Source organism: Anaeromassilibacillus sp. An250, from assembly GCF_002159845.1.
Taxonomy (GTDB): domain Bacteria; phylum Bacillota; class Clostridia; order Oscillospirales; family Acutalibacteraceae; genus Anaeromassilibacillus; species Anaeromassilibacillus stercoravium.
Genome location: NZ_NFJK01000012.1, coordinates 56,487 through 74,123, shown reverse-complemented (window position 1 = coordinate 74,123; position 17,637 = coordinate 56,487). Strand labels below are relative to the sequence as shown.

The window sequence follows — 17,637 nt, the reverse complement described above, 5'->3', positions numbered from 1 at the left end:
AATAATAGTAAGAAACAGTACCACCGAAGGAGGTAATTGGATATGCCTACTATCAAAGACGCATTAGATATTATCGGTAAGTTGACTGTCGCAGAGCAGGAAAGCCTTAAAACAATGCTTTTAAGTCCTGCCTTTGTAAAGTCTTTGAATATTGAAGATTTCGTAGCAAAGGAACGCTTTGCAAATGGTCGTGTATGCCCTCTTTGTGGCTGTATCCATGTGGTTCGCAATGGTCATCGTAAAGATGGCACACAGCGATATGTATGTAAGGATTGTGGCAAGTCCTTCGTGATTGCTACGAACTCCATTGTGTCTGGTACAAGAAAAGACTTGTCCGTGTGGGAGCAGTACATTGATTGTATGATGAATGGCTTATCCATTCGTAAGACTGCTGTTGCTTGTGGGATTCACAGAAACACCGCATTCCTTTGGAGACACAAGATTTTGGATGCACTTCAGAATATGGCAGACGATGTTACCCTTGACGGCATTATTGAGGCTGACGAAACTTTTTTCGCCATCTCGTACAAGGGCAATCATAGCAAGAGTAAGACATTTGCTATGCCACGCAAGGCTCATAAGCGTGGTCATTCTACACATATCAGAGGCTTGTCCCAAGAAAAGGTATGTGTTCCTTGTGCGGTTAATAGGAATGGCTTGTCTATCTCCAAGATTACGAATACTGGTAGAGTTTCTACAAGAGATTTACATCATATTTATGATGGTAGGATTAAGACCAATTCCACTCTTGTTACGGACAAGATGAACTCCTATGTGAGATTTACAAATGCCAATGGCATTGACCTTGTGCAGTTAAAGACTGGCAAAGCCAAGAAAGGCATTTATAATATCCAACATATCAATAGCTACCATAGCCAGCTAAAGAGGTTTATGCGTGGCTTTAACGGTGTTTCTACCAAGTATCTGAACAACTATCTTGTGTGGAATAACCTTGTAAATTACGCCAAAGAAAGCGACATGGAGAAAAGGAACATCTTCTTAACTTTCGTTTTGGCAACATTGAAAACTGCTAAATGCAGAGATTTATCAAACAGACCAGCAGTTCCTCTGGTCGCCTAATTAGAATTTGTGGAGATGATAAGATGGTCAATATAACAGATGTAAAACAGATTCTTCAATTTGCAATAGATGCGGAGATTAAAGTCTTTCTTGATGGTGGCTGGGGTGTAGATGCTCTTCTTGGATATCAGTCAAGAGCCCATAATGATATTGACATTTTTGTAGAAAAGAACGATTATCAGAACTTTATAGAAATAATGAAAGCTAATGGCTTTTATGAGATTAAGATGGAATATACAACATTGAACCATACTGTATGGGAAGATTTGAAAAACAGAATTATTGATTTGCATTGTTTTGAATATACGGACGAAGGTGAAATTCTTTATGATGGGGATTGTTTTCCGGTAGAAACTTTTTCGGGTAAAGGAAGAATTGAGGAAATAGAGGTTTCCTGTATTGAACCATATAGTCAAGTAATGTTCCATCTGGGATACGAGTTTGATGAAAATGATGCACATGATGTGAAGTTATTGTGTGAGACACTTCATATCGAAATTCCAAATGAGTATAGATAACTGCAAATAACAGTTTGTAGGGGAGTTCTGATACTCCCCTATAAAAATGGCTATTTATCAACTGTTTGTTGTGACATAGCCAAGTTTTTTTAGAGGGGCAATCTATAAAATAGCAGGAAAAGGGTATGTGTTTGTGTATGTGCTGTTTCATACCATGTTTAATGCCATGTCCTCCTTGTTTGTTTCCAGGATGACATGGGCGGGGACAATTGTTGCAAATATTGCAATGATTCTTTTTTCGATCGCAATTGTTACGATGCATCGCAAATCTAAAACGAAAGATGGATAAGCTTTATCTTTTAAGCGGTTCGTCCCGCACGGGTAACCGCTTTTGCGGAAAAATTCTAAAAGGGCTGCATCATCGAACGATGCAGCCCTTTTCCTTTTGTCTGTCTATAAATTTAAAATGTCAGAGCCGCTTCCAGAGGAGAAAACAAGGGGACTCTTTTGAGGCCTTTCGTATAGCGCCAAGTGTTTTCAGTCCATTTCAGCTTTAAGATTCCGTTTCGCGGACCAACTGGTAGGTCTTCATGCCGCCGCTGAGATTATAGGCGTCAAAGCCGTGTTGCTTTAGGATACGCGTAGCAAGGTAGCCGCGAAGCCCCACACGGCACGTAACATAGACCGGCTTATTCGGATCCAGTTCCGATAGGCGGCCGCGCAGTTCGTCCAGCGGGATGTTTTGATAACCGGGGATGGTGCTCATACCGAATTCCGCCGGGGTGCTCACATCCAGGCGAGTGGTGCCTTCGGGAGAGAGGCCCGGGATATCCTCCGCATAATAGACGGGCATATCGCCCTTGAGGATATTAGCCGCGGTAAAACCCAGCATATTGACCGGGTCCTTGGCGGAAGAAAACGGCGGTGCATAGCAGAGCTCCAATTCTTCCAGGTCGTAGACAGTCCCATGGAGACGTATAGCGGTTGCCAGCACATCGATCCGCTTTTCTACGCCCTCGTATCCTATCGCCTGCGCACCGAGAATGGCACCGTTGCCGTCAAACAACATCTTCATAGAGATTGGTGTTGCGCCGGGATAGTATGAAGCGTGGGACTGCGGATGGATATAGGTCTTGCGATAGGGAAGGCCCAGCGCCTTGGCCTGCTTTTCGTTTAGACCTGTCGAGGCAGCCGTCAAATCAAACGCTTTCAACACCGAGCTTCCCTGCACCGGCTGTGCAGCTTGATGGCCGCCCAACGCATTTTCTGCAGCGAGCCGCCCCTGTTTGTTGGCCGGACCTGCCAGCGGGACCAGCGTTTCCTTTCCGCTGACCAGATGCGTCACGCCGATGGCGTCCCCAACTGCATAAATGTCCGGGTCGGACGTCTGGTAGGAAGCGCTTACAGCGATGCTGTTGCCCACGCCGAGATGCAATCCGGCCTCTTTTGCCAGCTTGTTTTCCGGAGAAACCCCGATCGAGAGAAGCACGAGGTCGCTTTCGATCGCGCTTCCGTTCGATAACTCCACCTGCAGGCCGGTATCCACCTGTGCGATTCCTGCCAGGCCAGTTTTCAGCCGCAAAGAGACGCCATGCTCTGTCAAATGCCTATGTAATATTTGTGCCATTTCCGGATCGAGGGAGGCCACCACTTGGTCTGCAAATTCAACGATGGTCACATCCAGACCGCGCCTCTGAAGGTTTTCCGCCATCTCCACACCGATGAATCCCCCTCCGACCACAACGGCGCGTGAAGCGGAGCGGCCTTTTAGATAGGCATCGATCCGTTCCATATCGGTTACGGTGCGCAGGGTAAAGACACCGTCGAGATCGATCCCCGGCAAAGGCGGACGTTTCGGTTCGGCCCCTGGGGAGAGGATCAACTTATCATAAGATTCGGTATAGACCTCTCCGGTCCGCAAATTTTTGACTTGCAGCTCTTTCTCTGCACGATGGATCGCAAGCACTTCATTTTCGGTCCGGACGTCTATGCGGAAGCGGTTGCGGAGCAGATCCGGTTTTGTAACCAGAAGGGCATCCTTTTCTTGGATGGCGCCGCCAATATAATAGGGAAGCCCACAGTTTGCGTAGGAAATATAATCTCCCTTTTCGAACAACACGATGTCGGCATCTTCGCTTAGTCTTCGTAAACGCGTCGCGGCGCTTGCACCGCCGGCCACACCGCCTACAATACAAATCTTCATTTTAAAACCTCCTGCTGCTCGTAATGATATCCCTATTTTAATACCAAAAGTTGCGAAAAGGATGTGACTAAGTTACAGTAGACGGCTGACTGAACAAAGAAAAGCCATTGCCAATTTCAACCCACACCACCCTCGCGGGTGGCGACTGGCTGACGCTGTTGGTTGTGGGATCGTCCCCGCATTTCAATCCACACCACCCTCGCGGGTGGCGACGACCCCCGGCGCGGTATGGACCAAGGAGAAAAATATATTTCAATCCACACCACCCTCGCGGGTGGCGACCTTCCAACGAGATGTTTTTCTTGGATGGCTATAGGATTTCAATCCACACCACCCTCGCGGGTGGCGACATATCAAAAAATGAGCAGCGTTGAAACCAAAATAATTTCAATCCACACCACCCTCGCGGGTGGCGACATGATTGCCACCCGGGTTAAAAACGGAGGGACAATTTCAATCCACACCACCCTCGCGGGTGGCGACTTAATGCAGAGAGCTATCAGGATCCGCAACTGCGAATTTCAATCCACACCACCCTCGCGGGTGGCGACCTGATAAAATCGACCATCGGTTGAAAACCTACATTTCGCCTTCCACCGTGCGGACCTTGCTCAGGTCTTCCGTCTCGCGGACGCTGTTGAAATACTCTGTGATGGTTGCCATCTCGACATTTGCGCCCTGCACAGCGTCCGAGCCGTCCTGCTGGAGAACCCTTGCATACTGGCCGGAATCGGGGCCGCCGCCGTGGTCGCCATTGCCCATCATGCCGAGCGCTTTTTTCACGCCGGTCTCTTTGCCGGTCTGCTCGTTGCGCTTGAGGGCGTTGACAATCTGGCTGTCGCTGTAGATGTTGACATAGTCCTTCATCGGCGCATAGGCCAGGACTTCGGTGCCGTCGATGGCCTTCCACTTGAAGATGTCGGAATCGCGCTCGGTGTTCTGCTGCTGCCAGTTGAGCTTCGTGGTGACGAAGTTGTCCATGCCGGCCTTCTTCAGGATCTGCGGGAACTGCCCGTTAAAGCCGAATGTATCCGGCACATAGCCGACCGTACTCATCTGGTTGAATTCCCTCTCGAAGAAGCGCTGGCCTTCCAAGCTTTGGCGGACCAAAGCTTCGCCGCTGGGGAGGTTCAGGTCCGGCTCGACCACCTGGCCGCCGGGGTTGTCCCACTGCCCGTTGGCGATGAGCTCCTTGACGTCCTCATACATCTCCGGGTAGTATTCCTTGGTCCACTCATAGTGCTTCGAAGCGGACATGGTGAACTTGTAGTTCTCATTGCTCTTCAGGTTTGTGATTGCGCGGTTGAACGTATCACTGATGACATCGCGCGCGGTGTCCTCATAGGGCCACTGCCATGCGGTATCGATGTGTGCGTTCGGGACCAGGTACATGGTCCAGCTGCTGTCGATGTGCGCCTCAGAAGGCGGATCTTCACGGACAGCCAATGCCTGGGTCATGGCCGAAGCTGCCATGAGCGTCGCAAGCATAAACGAGACTGCCTTTTTCAAATTTTTCCTTTTCATACTTCTCTCCTTTTTTTGCATGCCCGTCCAAGCGGGGTGCAAAAGTATTTAAAGATGCTGGATACATTCCCGATAGGTTATGCACGCTCCTTTCCGTTTCATGTTATTGTGCCCCAAGGGGAAACTTGAGGGCTTCATTTGTAACTATCTGCAAACATCGGATGGCGATGTTTTGTCAGCTCAAACCAATTCCTCCATGCCGACGGAGGCTACATAATCAGCCCAGATCTGGCCGTTTTCCTGGGAATTGAGTTCGGTTTTCACGCCTGCCGCGCCCGGGTCGTCGATGCCGCAGAGGTCGGCACGCAGGGCGTTCTGCATCAGGAGCAGGTACAGGGTTTCGGAGTAATCCTTGACCAGCTGCTCCACTTCCGGCGTGGCGAACGACAGATCGCGTTCCTCGATCTCCTGATAGAGCCGGTCGGTCTTGATGAGGAACACCGGGTCATAGGGGTAAAGGACATACTGCTGATCGAACAGGGTGGAGAGGGTATCTTCATAGCCGGCCAGAAGGTTGACCGTGTCTTCTGCGCTCCAGTTCTGTGCGGATAGGTTCCAGTAATTGGGGATAAAGGAGGTCCCGGAGAAGTAGGCGCGCACCATCTCCTCGTTGTCGCCCAGCAGGTCCTGCATCAGGCGGGAGATGTTCACATCCTGCCGCTGGGGTTGCTCCATCAGGTAGTGGAGCAGTGCGTTTTCCTGCTTTTGGCTGGTGAAGCTCTCGATGGTCTCCAGAATCAGCGGAACCTTCACATTGAAATAGAAGTCCTCCTGACCGGCCGCCATGGACCCCTCCATATCGGAGGAAAGGGAGGCCATGACGGGGTCTTTCAAGGAGATAAACAGATATTTCATGTAGCGGGTATTGAGATCGTCCTGCACCTGGATGCCGTAGAGGTCCTTCAGCTCCTGGGGGAGCGCCTCTGCGGAGGCGTTTACATACCGGTCGCCCAGGCCGCGATACAGCCATTCGTTCGGTTGGTAATGCAGGTTGCGCGCATGGACCTTGCTGTCGAAGAAGGCATGGTATAGGGTGCGGGACATGGTCTGACATGCATCCGGCGTGTACATCGAGAGGGAGATCGCCGCGCTTTGCCCGCCGACGCCGGAGAGGATGATGCTCTCGCCGTCCTCGTTGGTGCGGAGCAGGACCACCGGCTTGTCCAGATTGCTGCCAAATACGCCGGTATAATAATTGTAGAAGGAAATGACCATACTCAGGTCGCTGAGCTCGGCGCTTTCCCGGATGGCGCTGTCCAGGTAGAATACGGCGTTTTCCCCGCCGGAGGACAGGTTCAGCGGTTCAAAACTGCCGAAGCAATAGCTGGAATTGATCAGGTCGTAATAGTCGTACCAGGTGGGGCGTTCCAGCTGGAAGGATTTTTCCGGGCTGTTCGCCGGTGCAAAGGGGATGATGGCGTTCCAGTCGGAGCCCCCCGCAAGCTGGAAGGAAACGCTGCTGATGTACTTTTCCATATGCGTCAGGTTGTTGGAGTCAAACAGCGGCATCATCAGGACCTTTTTCCCTTGGAAGGCCAACAGATCCTCATAGAGGTCGCCATCCACCTGGAAATCCACGCCGGTGTTTTCCCCGAGCTTGACGTCGTATTGGAAAACGACGGATTCGCAGTCCTCCGACACAGGCCCGATCTCCCAGGCGCTTCCCAAATTGTTCAGGGCGATTTCTGTGCCGTCCGCATCGGTGCAAACCGGCTCCGACGCTTCCACCTCGCCGATATCCAGATAAAACATCCGGTCGGGGGAAAGCTTGTCCGGCGTCAGTTCTATGGAAACACTCACAATCTTGCTTTCGATGTCCGTAGGCTCCACGGTGTAGGAAACGCCGAACTGTGCAAGGTCGGGGTCCATATGATAGGATGCATCCCCCTGCGTATGCCACAGGCCAAACGCGGACAGCGCCACCAAAACCAATGCGGCGCAGCCGCCGATCAAAAGATTCTTTTTCATAAAAGTTACACCTCCAAAAAGTTGCCGCGCAAAAAATCTATGCAGTTTGATAAAAAACACGTGATAGCGGTACACATTTGAAAGAATTGGTAAATTCCTCTTATCAATATTATACAAGCAACCTCCTTGGAAAAAGTAGGGGAACATTTTTTGAATACAGGGGGGTTCCTTTGGGAAAATGGATAATTTACTTGAAAGAAGTAGATAAAAATTAATAAAATATCCCATATCATCCACTTATAAACAGCAAATGGACAGGGGAACGACACCCTGTTGAGGAGGAACTATGAAACATCGAGGAAGATGGATTGCGCTTGGGGGCATTTTGGCAATCTTGGCGGCGGCAATCGTGGCCGTTTGCGTGGTAGATCCAAAGTATGATCTCCACTATACGGTATCGGCCCCGGAGGTAAAGGCCAATACGCTGGAGGTTGTGCTGGAAGTACATAATTCTCCCCTATCGCGAGGGAAAACCGTTTCCTTATATATAGGGGATAAGGATGTGACCGTACAATCGTGCACGGGGGCGGATGGAGTGAGCCTGCCGGCCCATCAGACGGAGGACTTCCTGACATTTGAGTTGGGGCGTGGGGCCGACGTTTCGCTGGTCTATCAGGTGCCGTTGGGAGCCTCTGGGAAACATGGCCAAAGGGGGATGGTGCAGGAGGAATACTGTGTGTTCGACGGCGGCCAAGCGCTGCTCCTGCCGATGGAATTCTATCAGGACGGGTTCCCGCAGGATGAGGCGGTGGTGCGCTCACTGCGTGTCGCGCTCAAGGCGCGGGAGGGTTGGACGGTCATCCTGCCCTTTGAAGAGCTTCAGGATGTGACCTGGGCGGACGCCTACAACCTCAACAACGACGCCTTTGCCATGGGGAACTTTGCGCAATACTTTCCCGCAGAGCAGACCGGCGGTGCGGCGGTCTATGGGGTCGCGGGGGAAGAGGGGCAATTCCCGCAGGAGGTCGCCTCCGGCATCTCCGCCCTGCGCGCCTACTATGCGGAGCGGTTCGGCACAGAGGAGCAGCCGTATCAGATCATCCTCTTGCCAACAGAGGAAGGGGACGTGATCGGCGGAGCGGGGGTGCACAGTGTATGCGCAACCTTTGACGCGGCAGACCGGCGGGACTGGGAATTGCTCAGCCATCGCATGTTCCACGCCTATTTCGACCATGCGGTCCCGACACAGACCTTCCATGCCGCGCCAAACCTCTGGTTTTACGAGGGATTGGCGACCTATTATGAGAACGCCTCCATGGGAGCGCTGCCGGAGGCACAGCGGGAAGTGCTGGATATCCGCCCTGAATGGCAGTTCAACTCCCTGTTTAACCGGTATTTGACGATCAAAATAAAGGACCCGGCCCTTTTCTCATTTGCGCCCATGGACGAGGCGGATCTTTCGGAATCCGCAGGACGGACGGAATTCCTGCATTATATCCAGGCGCCACTGGTGGTCAAGCTGGTGGAGGATCGCGCGGAAGAGCGATCTGGGGGGAAGGACGCGGTGCTGCGTGCGGTTTTGGAAAAGGGCGGGGAGGACTTCTCGCCTGCGGCGCTCTTGGCGGAACTGCTGGGGGAGGACGGCGGAGCGGTCTACAACCGCTGGTTCCAGTCGGAGGAATTGCTGCCCATGTGGGAAGATGCAGACCCCGCTTACCCAGAGGAGCGCGCCCTGGAGGATGTCGCCGATGTGGAAGTGATGCTGGCCAGTTGGATGACCAGCCAATTGGGGCAATACCCCTGCGACCTGCCCGATTGGGAGACGGCCTGCCAACTGGAGGACATCCCTGCGTTCCAGGAGGCCTCTTTTGCGGATGCGGAGACCGAACGCTTGGTGGAAGAGCATTGCCCAGTGGTTTGGAAGCTGTTGAAGCAGTATGCGCTGCGCGCGCAGGTATGCGGCGTGCCGTTTGAGGAACCCATGCTGCGGTACCGGCTCTTGGCCGACGAGGACAATCTTCAGAAGTGGGAGGATTGGCTCCATGCACAGGGGGTTTCCGCCGCCGTTTCGAATGGGGGAGTATAACGGAATTTCGATTCCATTGAAAAATATCACCAAACAACCGGCTGTCACATGACGAATCATGTGGCAGCCGGTTGTTTTTTGCGACGCATGGAGCGCGTCAGGGACACACAGGCTGTAATGTGTTTGCTGGCCTGTTTTCCCCGTTCGTGTTTTGAGAGATTTGGTTATTAATCGTTTTATATAAATATTCTGAACTAGTTGACAATTGCTTATGAAAATGATTTAATAGTTTCGGAAGACATTGGAAAAATAAGGAATTCCGGTAATATTATTTATCGGATGAAAGGAGGGTAGGGGATCTTTTTTGGAATAGGAAAGAATTTCATGTGGAGAGGAGTGCAAGAATGAAAAAGAGAACTTTCGGACAAAAGCCATGGAGACGGACGCTGGCCATTTTGTGCAGCGCATGTATGATTACCTCCTGCCTGCCGTTTGCAACGGCCTCGGCCAAAACGGTGGACGGTTTGGCGGATCTATCCAGGCAGACGGCGGCGGAGGGCGCGGTCCTGCTGAAGAACGAGGACCAAACCCTACCGGTGAAGCCAGATGAAACGGTTTCGGTGTTCGGACGCATTCAGATCAACTATTTCAAGAGCGGCACCGGTTCCGGCGGCAAGGTAAACGTCGATCATGTGACGAACATCCTCGACGGTTTCCGCAAAAATCCGAAGATCCATGTCAACGAGGACCTGGCGAAGGTCTATGAAGACTGGGTCGCGGAGAACCCGCCGGTGGGCATCGGGGATTGGACCGAGCCCTGGAGCCAGGCGGAAATGCCCGTGACCGAAGAGCTGGTTGCAGACGCAGCTTCCAAATCCGATAAGGCGATCATCGTGCTCGGCCGCACTGCGGGCGAGAGCAAGGACGCCAGCAACACGGAGGGAAGCTTCCTCCTGACCGACGACGAACGCGACATGATCCAAAAGGTCACCAACCAATTTGACCATGTGGCCGTCCTGTTGAATGTCGGCAATATCATCGACATGAGCTGGGTGGAAGAGTACGGCGTCGAGTCCGTGATGTACGTTTGGCACGGCGGTATGGAAGGCGGCAAGGCGGTCGCAGACGTTGTCAGCGGTGATGTCCCGGCCTCCGGAAAGCTGAGCGATACCATCGCTACGTCGTATGAGGATTATCCTTCCGCCGGGAACTTCGGCAATAATGAGTACAACAACTATGTTGAGGACATCTATGTGGGATACCGCTACTTTGAGACGTTTGCGCCGGATAAGGTGCTGTATCCCTTCGGTTTTGGCCTCACCTATACCGACTTCGCCGTGGAAACCACCTCCGTGGAAGAAGTGGACGGCAAGATTGAAATCACCGTAAACGTAACGAATACGGGCGATTATAAGGGCAAGCAGGTTGTCCAGGTCTACTACGGCGCGCCGCAGGGAGAGCTGGGTAAGGCGGCGAAGTCCCTAGCGGGCTTTGCAAAGACCGGTCTCCTGCAGCCAGGCGATTCCCAGGAGATGACCATCTCCTATGACATCGACCATATGGCTTCCTATGACGATGCAGGCAAGACAGGCCATAAGTCCGCCTATGTACTGGAAGCGGGCGATTATCCGGTCTATGTGGGCACATCCGTGCGCGACTGCGACGTGGTGTACACCCATACGGAGCCGGAGCTGCGCGTGGTTGAACAGCTCCAAGAAGTCATGGCGGTGGACCCGGACCATGCGTTTGAGCGCATGGCTGCAACGGAAGATGCAGAGGGCAACATCGTCATGGAGATGGAGCCGGTGCCCACCCGCACAGTGGACGTCAACGAGCGCATCCAGGCGAACCTGCCGGAGACGATCGAACCGACGGGCGACCAGGGCTATACGCTTCTGGATGTCTATAACGGTGATATCAGCATGGAAGAATTTGTGGCGCAGCTCCCGTTGGAGGACGTCGCCTATCTGTGCCGCGGCGAGGGCATGAACAGCCCGAAGGTCACCCCGGGCACGGCTTCCGCGTTCGGCGGTTTGACGGACAGCCTCAAGGCGTTCGGTATCCCGATCGGGTGTTGTGCAGACGGACCGTCCGGCATCCGTATGGATGACGGTGAGCTGGCGACAGCGCTGCCCATCGGCACACTGATGGCCTGCACCTGGAACACCGACCTGGTGGAGAAGCTGCACACCCTGCACGGCCAGGAATTGGTGCTCAACAATGTGGAATGCATGCTGGGACCTGGCATCAACATCCATCGCGACCCGCTCTGCGGCCGCAACTTTGAATATTTCTCCGAAGACCCCGTGCTCACCGGTGTGATGGCCTCCGCTGCGACCCGCGGCGTGCAGAAGAGCGGCGCGATGGTTACGCCGAAGCATTTTGCAGCCAACAACCAGGAGCAGAACCGGAATAATAACGACTCCCGCGTTTCGGAGCGCGCCCTGCGCGAAATCTACCTCAAGGGCTTTGAAATTGTGGTGCGCGACGGGAACACCGGCACCATCATGACCTCCTACAACAAGATCAACGGCATTTGGGCCGCTTCCAACTATGACCTGTGCACCACGACCCTGCGCAACGAGTGGGGCTTTGACGGCATGGTCATGACCGACTGGTGGGCCAACGAAAACGAGGACGGCCTGCTCCGCCAGGAGGCCGCCATGGTCCGCGCACAGAACGACATTGCGATGCCTGTGGCGGACGAAGCGGATTCCATTGTCAATGCGGTCAACGCCGGTGTGCTGACCCTTGGCGAAGTGCAGCGCAGTGCGATCAATGTGCTGAACTGCCTGATCAAGTCCCCAGCGTTCGCACGCATGTATGATTTGGACTATGTAAGCCCCTATGAGCCGGGCGAGCATTGGTTCAGCGTCGAAAAGAGCGAGCCGGGCGACCCGATGATCAGCAGCCTGACGGTCGGCGGACGCGCCATCCGCATCTTCAACCCGCTGGTGCTGGACTATGAAGTCTATACCAAACTGAACGAGGGCGTGGAAATCCCTGAAGTGGCCGTGGAAGCGCCGGACGGCGTGAAGGTCCAGGTGGTTCAGGCAACCCAGGAGAACCCCATTGCGGTCATCTATGCCAACGAGGGTATGGAGGAGCGCATCTATAAAGTGATCTTTACCGATGAAGCGGGGCTCCCGCCGGTATTTGAGAACCCGATCTATGCGTATGCAGATGACATCCAGGTCAATGGCGAGTCCATCCTAGAGTTTGAATCCACCCTCACGGACTATTCCGTCCTGTTGGAGGATATGGCATCCATTCCGGAGATCACGGCCGATGTGCCGGAGGGCGTAACCTATACAGTGGACTATGACCCCAATACGCACATTGCGGTGATCCGCTGCGAATCCCCGGATCAGGCGTTTGTCTATACGGTTCGCTTCTCGCAGGGGCCGCGCAGCGATGAATTCGATGGTACCGAGCTGCAAAGCTTCTGGACCGTCAACCGCCCGAATCCGGAAAACCTCAAGCTTGAGGACGGCGCCCTGTGCATCACCACAGAGGTGGGCGACCTGTACCAGACGAACGACAACCTGTGCAACTATGTGACGCAGCCGGCCGCCGGCAACTGGGACGCCTATACCAAGGTGACCTTTGACCAGAAACCGCATCGGTTGTATCAGGAGATTGGCATGATCGTCATGCAGGACGAGGACAATTACATCACGTTCCGCATGGAGTACAATGAGAGCAGCAGCGCCCAGCGTCCCGGCGCGAACTTCTTCCTCTCGCAGGAGAGCAACGGGACCCACAGCCAGCTGGTTGCCAGCAAGGATCTGGCCGACTTGGTGACGGACAACGTCATGTATCTGAAGCTCTCCAAGCGCGGGAACACCTATACCGGTGCGATCAGCGTGGACGGCGAGACCTATTATGATCTGGGGGCTTCGGCCTCTGGGAACTATTCCGATCCAAAGATTGGCCTGTTGGCCTCCGACGGTTCTGTGGATGGCGACCATCTGACGGCAAAATTTGATTATCTCCGCTTCGACACCAGCATGGAGTCGGAGTATATCCCAGTCGGTTCGGGAACAACCCGGATCAAGGCCGCGGATCAGTATGCCAGCATTTCGGGGACCATGCGGCCCGAAAACACATCGGATGAGGATGGCGGCCGCAACCTGGGCTATTGCGACAAGGGCGAATATGCCATCTATAACATCGAGATCCAGAAATCCGGCTATTATGACATTGCGGCCCGAATTTCCAGTGGGCAGGATGCGCTTGGGCAGTATACGTTCGTGATGCAGATCAAGGGCGAGACGTTTGCATCCTTCACCACCGGCGGGACCGGCGGCTGGCAGAACTGGGTGACCAGAGAAGGCCCGCGCGTGTATCTCGAGGCGGGAAAATATAAGGTTAAGGTCTTGATGACGACCGGCGGCCTGAACCTGAACTGGTTCGAATTTACGGCTGTCGACACGCCAGCAGAACCGGGCGATCTGATTGTTACGTATCCCACCAGCGCACAGCTGGCCGTGGATGGCGAAGACATGACCATTGCAAACCTGATCGGCCGCTATGAGACAGCAATGGAAAAGGATGCTTCCTATACGCTGACCTTTACCCCGCGCGTAGAGGGCGAGGAATTTGCGGCAATCTCTGTAAACGGCGAACCGGTTGTGTTCGATGCAGACACCGATACCACGGCCTACATCTATGAGGGTACGATGGGCAGCGGTGACACAGCGCTGGATTTCTCCTTCACCGTGGTGAACAAGCAGATCCTACGCACGACCATCGAGATTGCAGAAGGCCGTGCGGACGAAGCAGCGGAAGCTGTACCGTCCGTGAAAGAGAAGTACGAAGCAGCCTTGCAGGCGGCGAAGGACGTCGAAGCAAAGAAGACCGCAACGCAGGACGAGATCAACACCGCATGGAGCAACTTGATCGACGCACTGCATTATCTGAGCTTTGCCGCAGGCGACAAGAGCCAGCTGGAAATCCCGATGGAGATCGCAGAGTCCATCAACCGCGACCTGTTCACGCCGGACAGCCTGGCAGCGCTGGACGAAGCGTATGCAGCGGCGGAAGACCTGCTGGACGATGAAGAAGTCCTGGAAGCGGACATCACCGCAGCGGTGGATGCGCTGTATGACGCCATCTATGGCTTGGTCTACCGCGCAGACGTCACCGAGCTGGAAGCGCTGGTCCTCAAGGGCGACGGCATTGTTGAAAACGCCGGCCAGTACATCCAGAATGACGCATGGACGAGCTTTGAGACCGTCCTGGCCGAAGCAAAGACCGTGCTGGAAGATGCAAACGCAACGCAGGATGCGGTGGACACCGCAGCAGAAGATTTGGCAGCGGCGATCTCCGCCCTGCGCCTGATCCCGGATAAGGATGCGCTGGAAGCATTGATCGGGGAAGCCGAAGCGATCAACACCAGCAAGTACACGGCAAAGAGCGTAGCAACGATGAAGGCCGCATTGAGCACCGCGAAGGCGGTCCTGAACGACGCAGAAGCGACCGAAGAAGGGGTTGCAGACGCGGTCGAGGCGCTGGAGAACAGCATCGACGGCCTGGTCGAGAAGAGCACCTCCACGAGTTCGAAGGGCAGCACGTCTGCGAACATCGGCAACGCATACGGCGCAGCGGGCGTTGTATCTGCAAGCCAGAGCGTGGCGGCGAATGCCTATGTGGTTTCCGACACGACGGTCAACTTCACCTTGAAGAGAGGCAGCGCATACTGCTTCAAGATGACGGTCGTGAACGGCAACGCCATGACGCCGAGCTTCACGGTCGGCAACGGCGAAGTGCTGAAGACGCAGTTCGTGGCGAAGGTTGGCAACGACTACTATTACAGAGTCTATGCCACCGGCACGCCGGGCCAGAGCACGGGCGTTTACACCACCCTGCCGGGCCAGAACGCAGTGAAGCACTGTGCCGTGACGATTGGCTAATCGGAAATAGTAAAATAAAAGGGAAGGATTCTTCCCGATAACAGTAAGGCCCCAACCCCGGGGAGATTCCCAGGGTTGGGGCCTTTTAGGTTTTTTCTTGAATTACTCGACGTTTACCGTGCAGTAATTGACCGGCGCTTGACCAGGGATGGCCGCATAGACGCCCGTGCTGCCGGCGCCGACGCCCTTGACCGTCAACAGGTAGGAACCATTGCGCAGCTTCAGGCCGGCGGTGATCAAAACATTGCTGTTGCCGGTGGTGAACTGTGGGGTTCCAACGTTTCCATTCGGTGTAAACAGGAACGTATAAATGTTTCCCTGCCGGATGGTAAAGGGATGCGTGGTGTCACAGGTCAGGCTCCCGGTGGGGGTGGACCCCGACGACGAAGAACGATTGCCGGTGGCCTGGAAGCTGACGGAGGAACCGTCCACCGTCGTCGTAATCACCGCCGTGCCCGTGCCGACATTGTTGATCTGGAAGATGTACCCGTCGCTTACCTTCTTGCCGAAGGTGACCGAAACGGCGGACGGGTTGGAAGATGTGGCAGTCGGCTGCGTTGCACTGGTGGTGAACACTTTGTAGTAATATGCCGAATTGCTACCAAATGTATAGGGAGAGGTGGTATCACACCGCAGCGGCGTACCGCTTGAAGTGGACCGCGTGCCCGTTGCCTGGAAGCTGACGGAAGCGCCATCGGCCGTTGTTGTGGTGATGACCGCCGTCCCCGTGCCGACATTGTTGATCTGGAAGATGTACCCGTCGCTCACCCTCTTACCAAACGTAACGGAAACAGCTGAAGGATTGGAAGACGTGGCGGTCGGTTGTGTGGTACTGTTTGTAAACACTTTGTAGTAATAAGTCGAATTACTACCAAATGTATAAGGAGAAGTGGTGTCGCAAGTCAACGTAGAGGAAACGATGGACTTGTTGCCGGTCGCTTGGAAGCTGACCGAAGCACCGTCCGCAGTGGTCGTGGTGATCACCGCCGTGCCCGTACCAACGTTGTTGATCTGGAAGATATACCCGTCCGAGACCTTTTTTCCAAACGTCACGGATACAACCGCAGGGTTGGAAGAAGTCGCGGTTGGCTGCACGATACTGTCTGTAAACACTTTATAATAATATACAGAATTATTACTAAATGTATAAGACGATGTGTCACAGGTCAATGCCGGCGTTGCAGATTTATTGCCGGTTGCCTGGAAGCTGACAGAAGCGCCCTCCGCCGTGGTTGTGGTGATGGTCGCTGTGCCAGAACCGACGTTATTGATTTGGAAAATATACCCGTCGCTCACCTTCTTGCCAAATGTAACGGAAACAGCCGACGGGTTGGAAGAGGTCGCGGTCGGCTGCGTTGCGCTGGATGTAACTACCTTATAATAGTATACATCGTTGGAACCAAACGCATAAGAAGATGTGTCGCACGAGATGGAAGGCGTGGTTGGGTTGGACGGGGCCACAGGCGTACCAGCCTGTGAATAGTCCTTAAAGGAGTAGTTCAAGTCCACATTCCCACTGATCCCCGCTAGGGTGCCGTATGCATACTGCCAAATGGTATAAGCTTTATCGAGGTTGGCCACATCCCTGCCCCAGCTTGCCACCCAGCGGTCATACTTATCAAGGCGCGGGCTGGATAGGTTGGAATTAAAGATGTTGACCGAACTATAGACGCCAGTGCGATAACCGGCCGCTTCTATTTTCCCGCAGAACGCCTCCACAATGTCCGCCATCAAATTGGTATCCATGGTGCGGTGGACAGTGTCCTCGATGTCGTAAAAGACGGGGTAATCCAGTTCACGCCCATCCAAAATGCTCAAACAGAAGTCAGCCTCCTGAAGGGCGTCTTCTACGGTTTCCGCATAGCTAAAGTGGTATACCCCCACTTTAATGCCATTTGCGGTGGCGCCGCTGTAATTCTGCGCAAAATAGGCGTCGGTCTGCACTTCCGGGGCGGTCTTCCCATATCCGGTGCGGATAATTGCGAAGTCGATCCCTTGGTTTTTGACCGTTCCCCAATCAATATTTCCTTGCCAGGAGGACACATCAATCCCCTTTAAGACAACGTGTACATAGCAGGTTGCGCTTTCTCCCGCGCTGTTCGTGGCGGTGACGGTCGTTGTACCAAGCTGGTGGCCTGCCACCAGACCATTGCTGACGGATGCAATGCTTGGATTGCTGACGGTCCATGTGGCGTTCATCGTGGGGGAACCATTTTCATAAGCGGTAATCACCGCGCTTTCCCCGACTTTTATCGCAATGGACGTGTTATCAATTTGAAAAGTTCCTGTAGACGTAGCCGCAACAGCGGAAACATCCTCCGCAAAAGCAGCAGCCCCACAGTAAAATGTGAGACAGAACGTCAAAAGCAAAGCGAGTATTTTTTTCAATTGGGCTCCTCCTTTAAAGCGGCTACGCCGCGAACACGCGCAGCCGGAACAACGCTCCGCATAGATGAAAGCTGTTTGCATGTTTTTTTAAATGGTTCGTTCAATCGCATATCCCCTTTCTTCTGGTTGGCCGGG

The 17,637-nt window shown here is 53.8% G+C and carries 8 protein-coding genes and 1 CRISPR repeat array; of the genes, 4 read left to right on the top strand and 4 right to left on the bottom strand.

Going from position 1 to position 17,637, the window contains the following annotated elements; genetic code table 11:
- Positions 1–42: 42 nt before the first annotated feature.
- Together B5F54_RS11440 and lnu(C) are read left to right on the top strand one after the other, a co-directional pair.
- Positions 43–1,080: an IS1595-like element ISSag10 family transposase gene (locus tag B5F54_RS11440; RefSeq protein WP_002837184.1), complete on the top strand. Its 1,038-nt coding sequence runs from the start codon at positions 43–45 to the stop codon at positions 1,078–1,080.
- A 23-nt stretch (positions 1,081–1,103) separates the two neighbouring features.
- Entirely contained in the window at positions 1,104–1,598 is a 495-nt protein-coding gene (gene lnu(C), locus B5F54_RS11435; RefSeq protein WP_019543803.1) for a lincosamide nucleotidyltransferase Lnu(C), read from the top strand.
- A gap of 493 nt (positions 1,599–2,091) precedes the next feature.
- Here lnu(C) and B5F54_RS11430 read toward each other — a convergent pair whose 3' ends face one another.
- From B5F54_RS11430 to B5F54_RS11420, 3 genes are all read right to left on the bottom strand, one after another.
- Complete coding sequence (locus B5F54_RS11430; protein WP_087234293.1) at positions 2,092–3,741, bottom strand: FAD-dependent oxidoreductase; 1,650 nt, start codon at positions 3,739–3,741, stop codon at positions 2,092–2,094.
- A gap of 113 nt (positions 3,742–3,854) precedes the next feature.
- A CRISPR array of direct repeats spans positions 3,855–4,292; the repeat unit is 33 nt; unit sequence ATTTCAATCCACACCACCCTCGCGGGTGGCGAC.
- A gap of 28 nt (positions 4,293–4,320) precedes the next feature.
- Positions 4,321–5,265, bottom strand: a complete 945-nt coding sequence (locus B5F54_RS11425; RefSeq protein WP_172749718.1) for a hypothetical protein — start codon at positions 5,263–5,265, stop codon at positions 4,321–4,323.
- 180 nt (positions 5,266–5,445) lie between these two features.
- The gene (locus B5F54_RS11420) at positions 5,446–7,233 is read right to left on the bottom strand and encodes a hypothetical protein (RefSeq protein ID WP_087234289.1); all 1,788 of its coding nucleotides are present in this window, start codon (positions 7,231–7,233) and stop codon (positions 5,446–5,448) included.
- Positions 7,234–7,519: 286 nt separating this feature from the next.
- Between B5F54_RS11420 and B5F54_RS11415 the strand changes: the two genes are divergently transcribed.
- Positions 7,520–9,259 carry a hypothetical protein gene (locus tag B5F54_RS11415; RefSeq protein ID WP_087234286.1) on the top strand — a complete coding sequence of 580 codons (1,740 nt, stop codon included), beginning with the start codon at positions 7,520–7,522 and terminating at the stop codon, positions 9,257–9,259.
- Between the two features lie 344 nt (positions 9,260–9,603).
- On the top strand, positions 9,604–15,114 hold the full coding sequence (locus B5F54_RS11410) for a glycoside hydrolase family 3 C-terminal domain-containing protein (protein ID WP_087234285.1): 5,511 nt from the start codon (positions 9,604–9,606) through the stop codon (positions 15,112–15,114).
- A gap of 102 nt (positions 15,115–15,216) precedes the next feature.
- Here B5F54_RS11410 and B5F54_RS11405 read toward each other — a convergent pair whose 3' ends face one another.
- Positions 15,217–17,502: a GH25 family lysozyme gene (locus tag B5F54_RS11405; protein WP_172749717.1), complete on the bottom strand. Its 2,286-nt coding sequence runs from the start codon at positions 17,500–17,502 to the stop codon at positions 15,217–15,219.
- Positions 17,503–17,637: the final 135 nt, after the last annotated feature.

Bases quoted from the DNA above. Each gene is read 5' to 3' on its own strand.
- B5F54_RS11420 (WP_087234289.1), bottom strand. From the start codon at position 7,233: ATGAAAAAGAATCTTTTGATCGGCGGCTGCGCCGCATTGGTTTTGGTG.
- B5F54_RS11410 (WP_087234285.1), top strand. From the start codon at position 9,604: ATGAAAAAGAGAACTTTCGGACAAAAGCCATGGAGACGGACGCTGGCC.
- B5F54_RS11425 (WP_172749718.1), bottom strand. From the start codon at position 5,265: ATGAAAAGGAAAAATTTGAAAAAGGCAGTCTCGTTTATGCTTGCGACG.
- B5F54_RS11430 (WP_087234293.1), bottom strand. From the start codon at position 3,741: ATGAAGATTTGTATTGTAGGCGGTGTGGCCGGCGGTGCAAGCGCCGCG.
- B5F54_RS11415 (WP_087234286.1), top strand. From the start codon at position 7,520: ATGAAACATCGAGGAAGATGGATTGCGCTTGGGGGCATTTTGGCAATC.
- B5F54_RS11440 (WP_002837184.1), top strand. From the start codon at position 43: ATGCCTACTATCAAAGACGCATTAGATATTATCGGTAAGTTGACTGTC.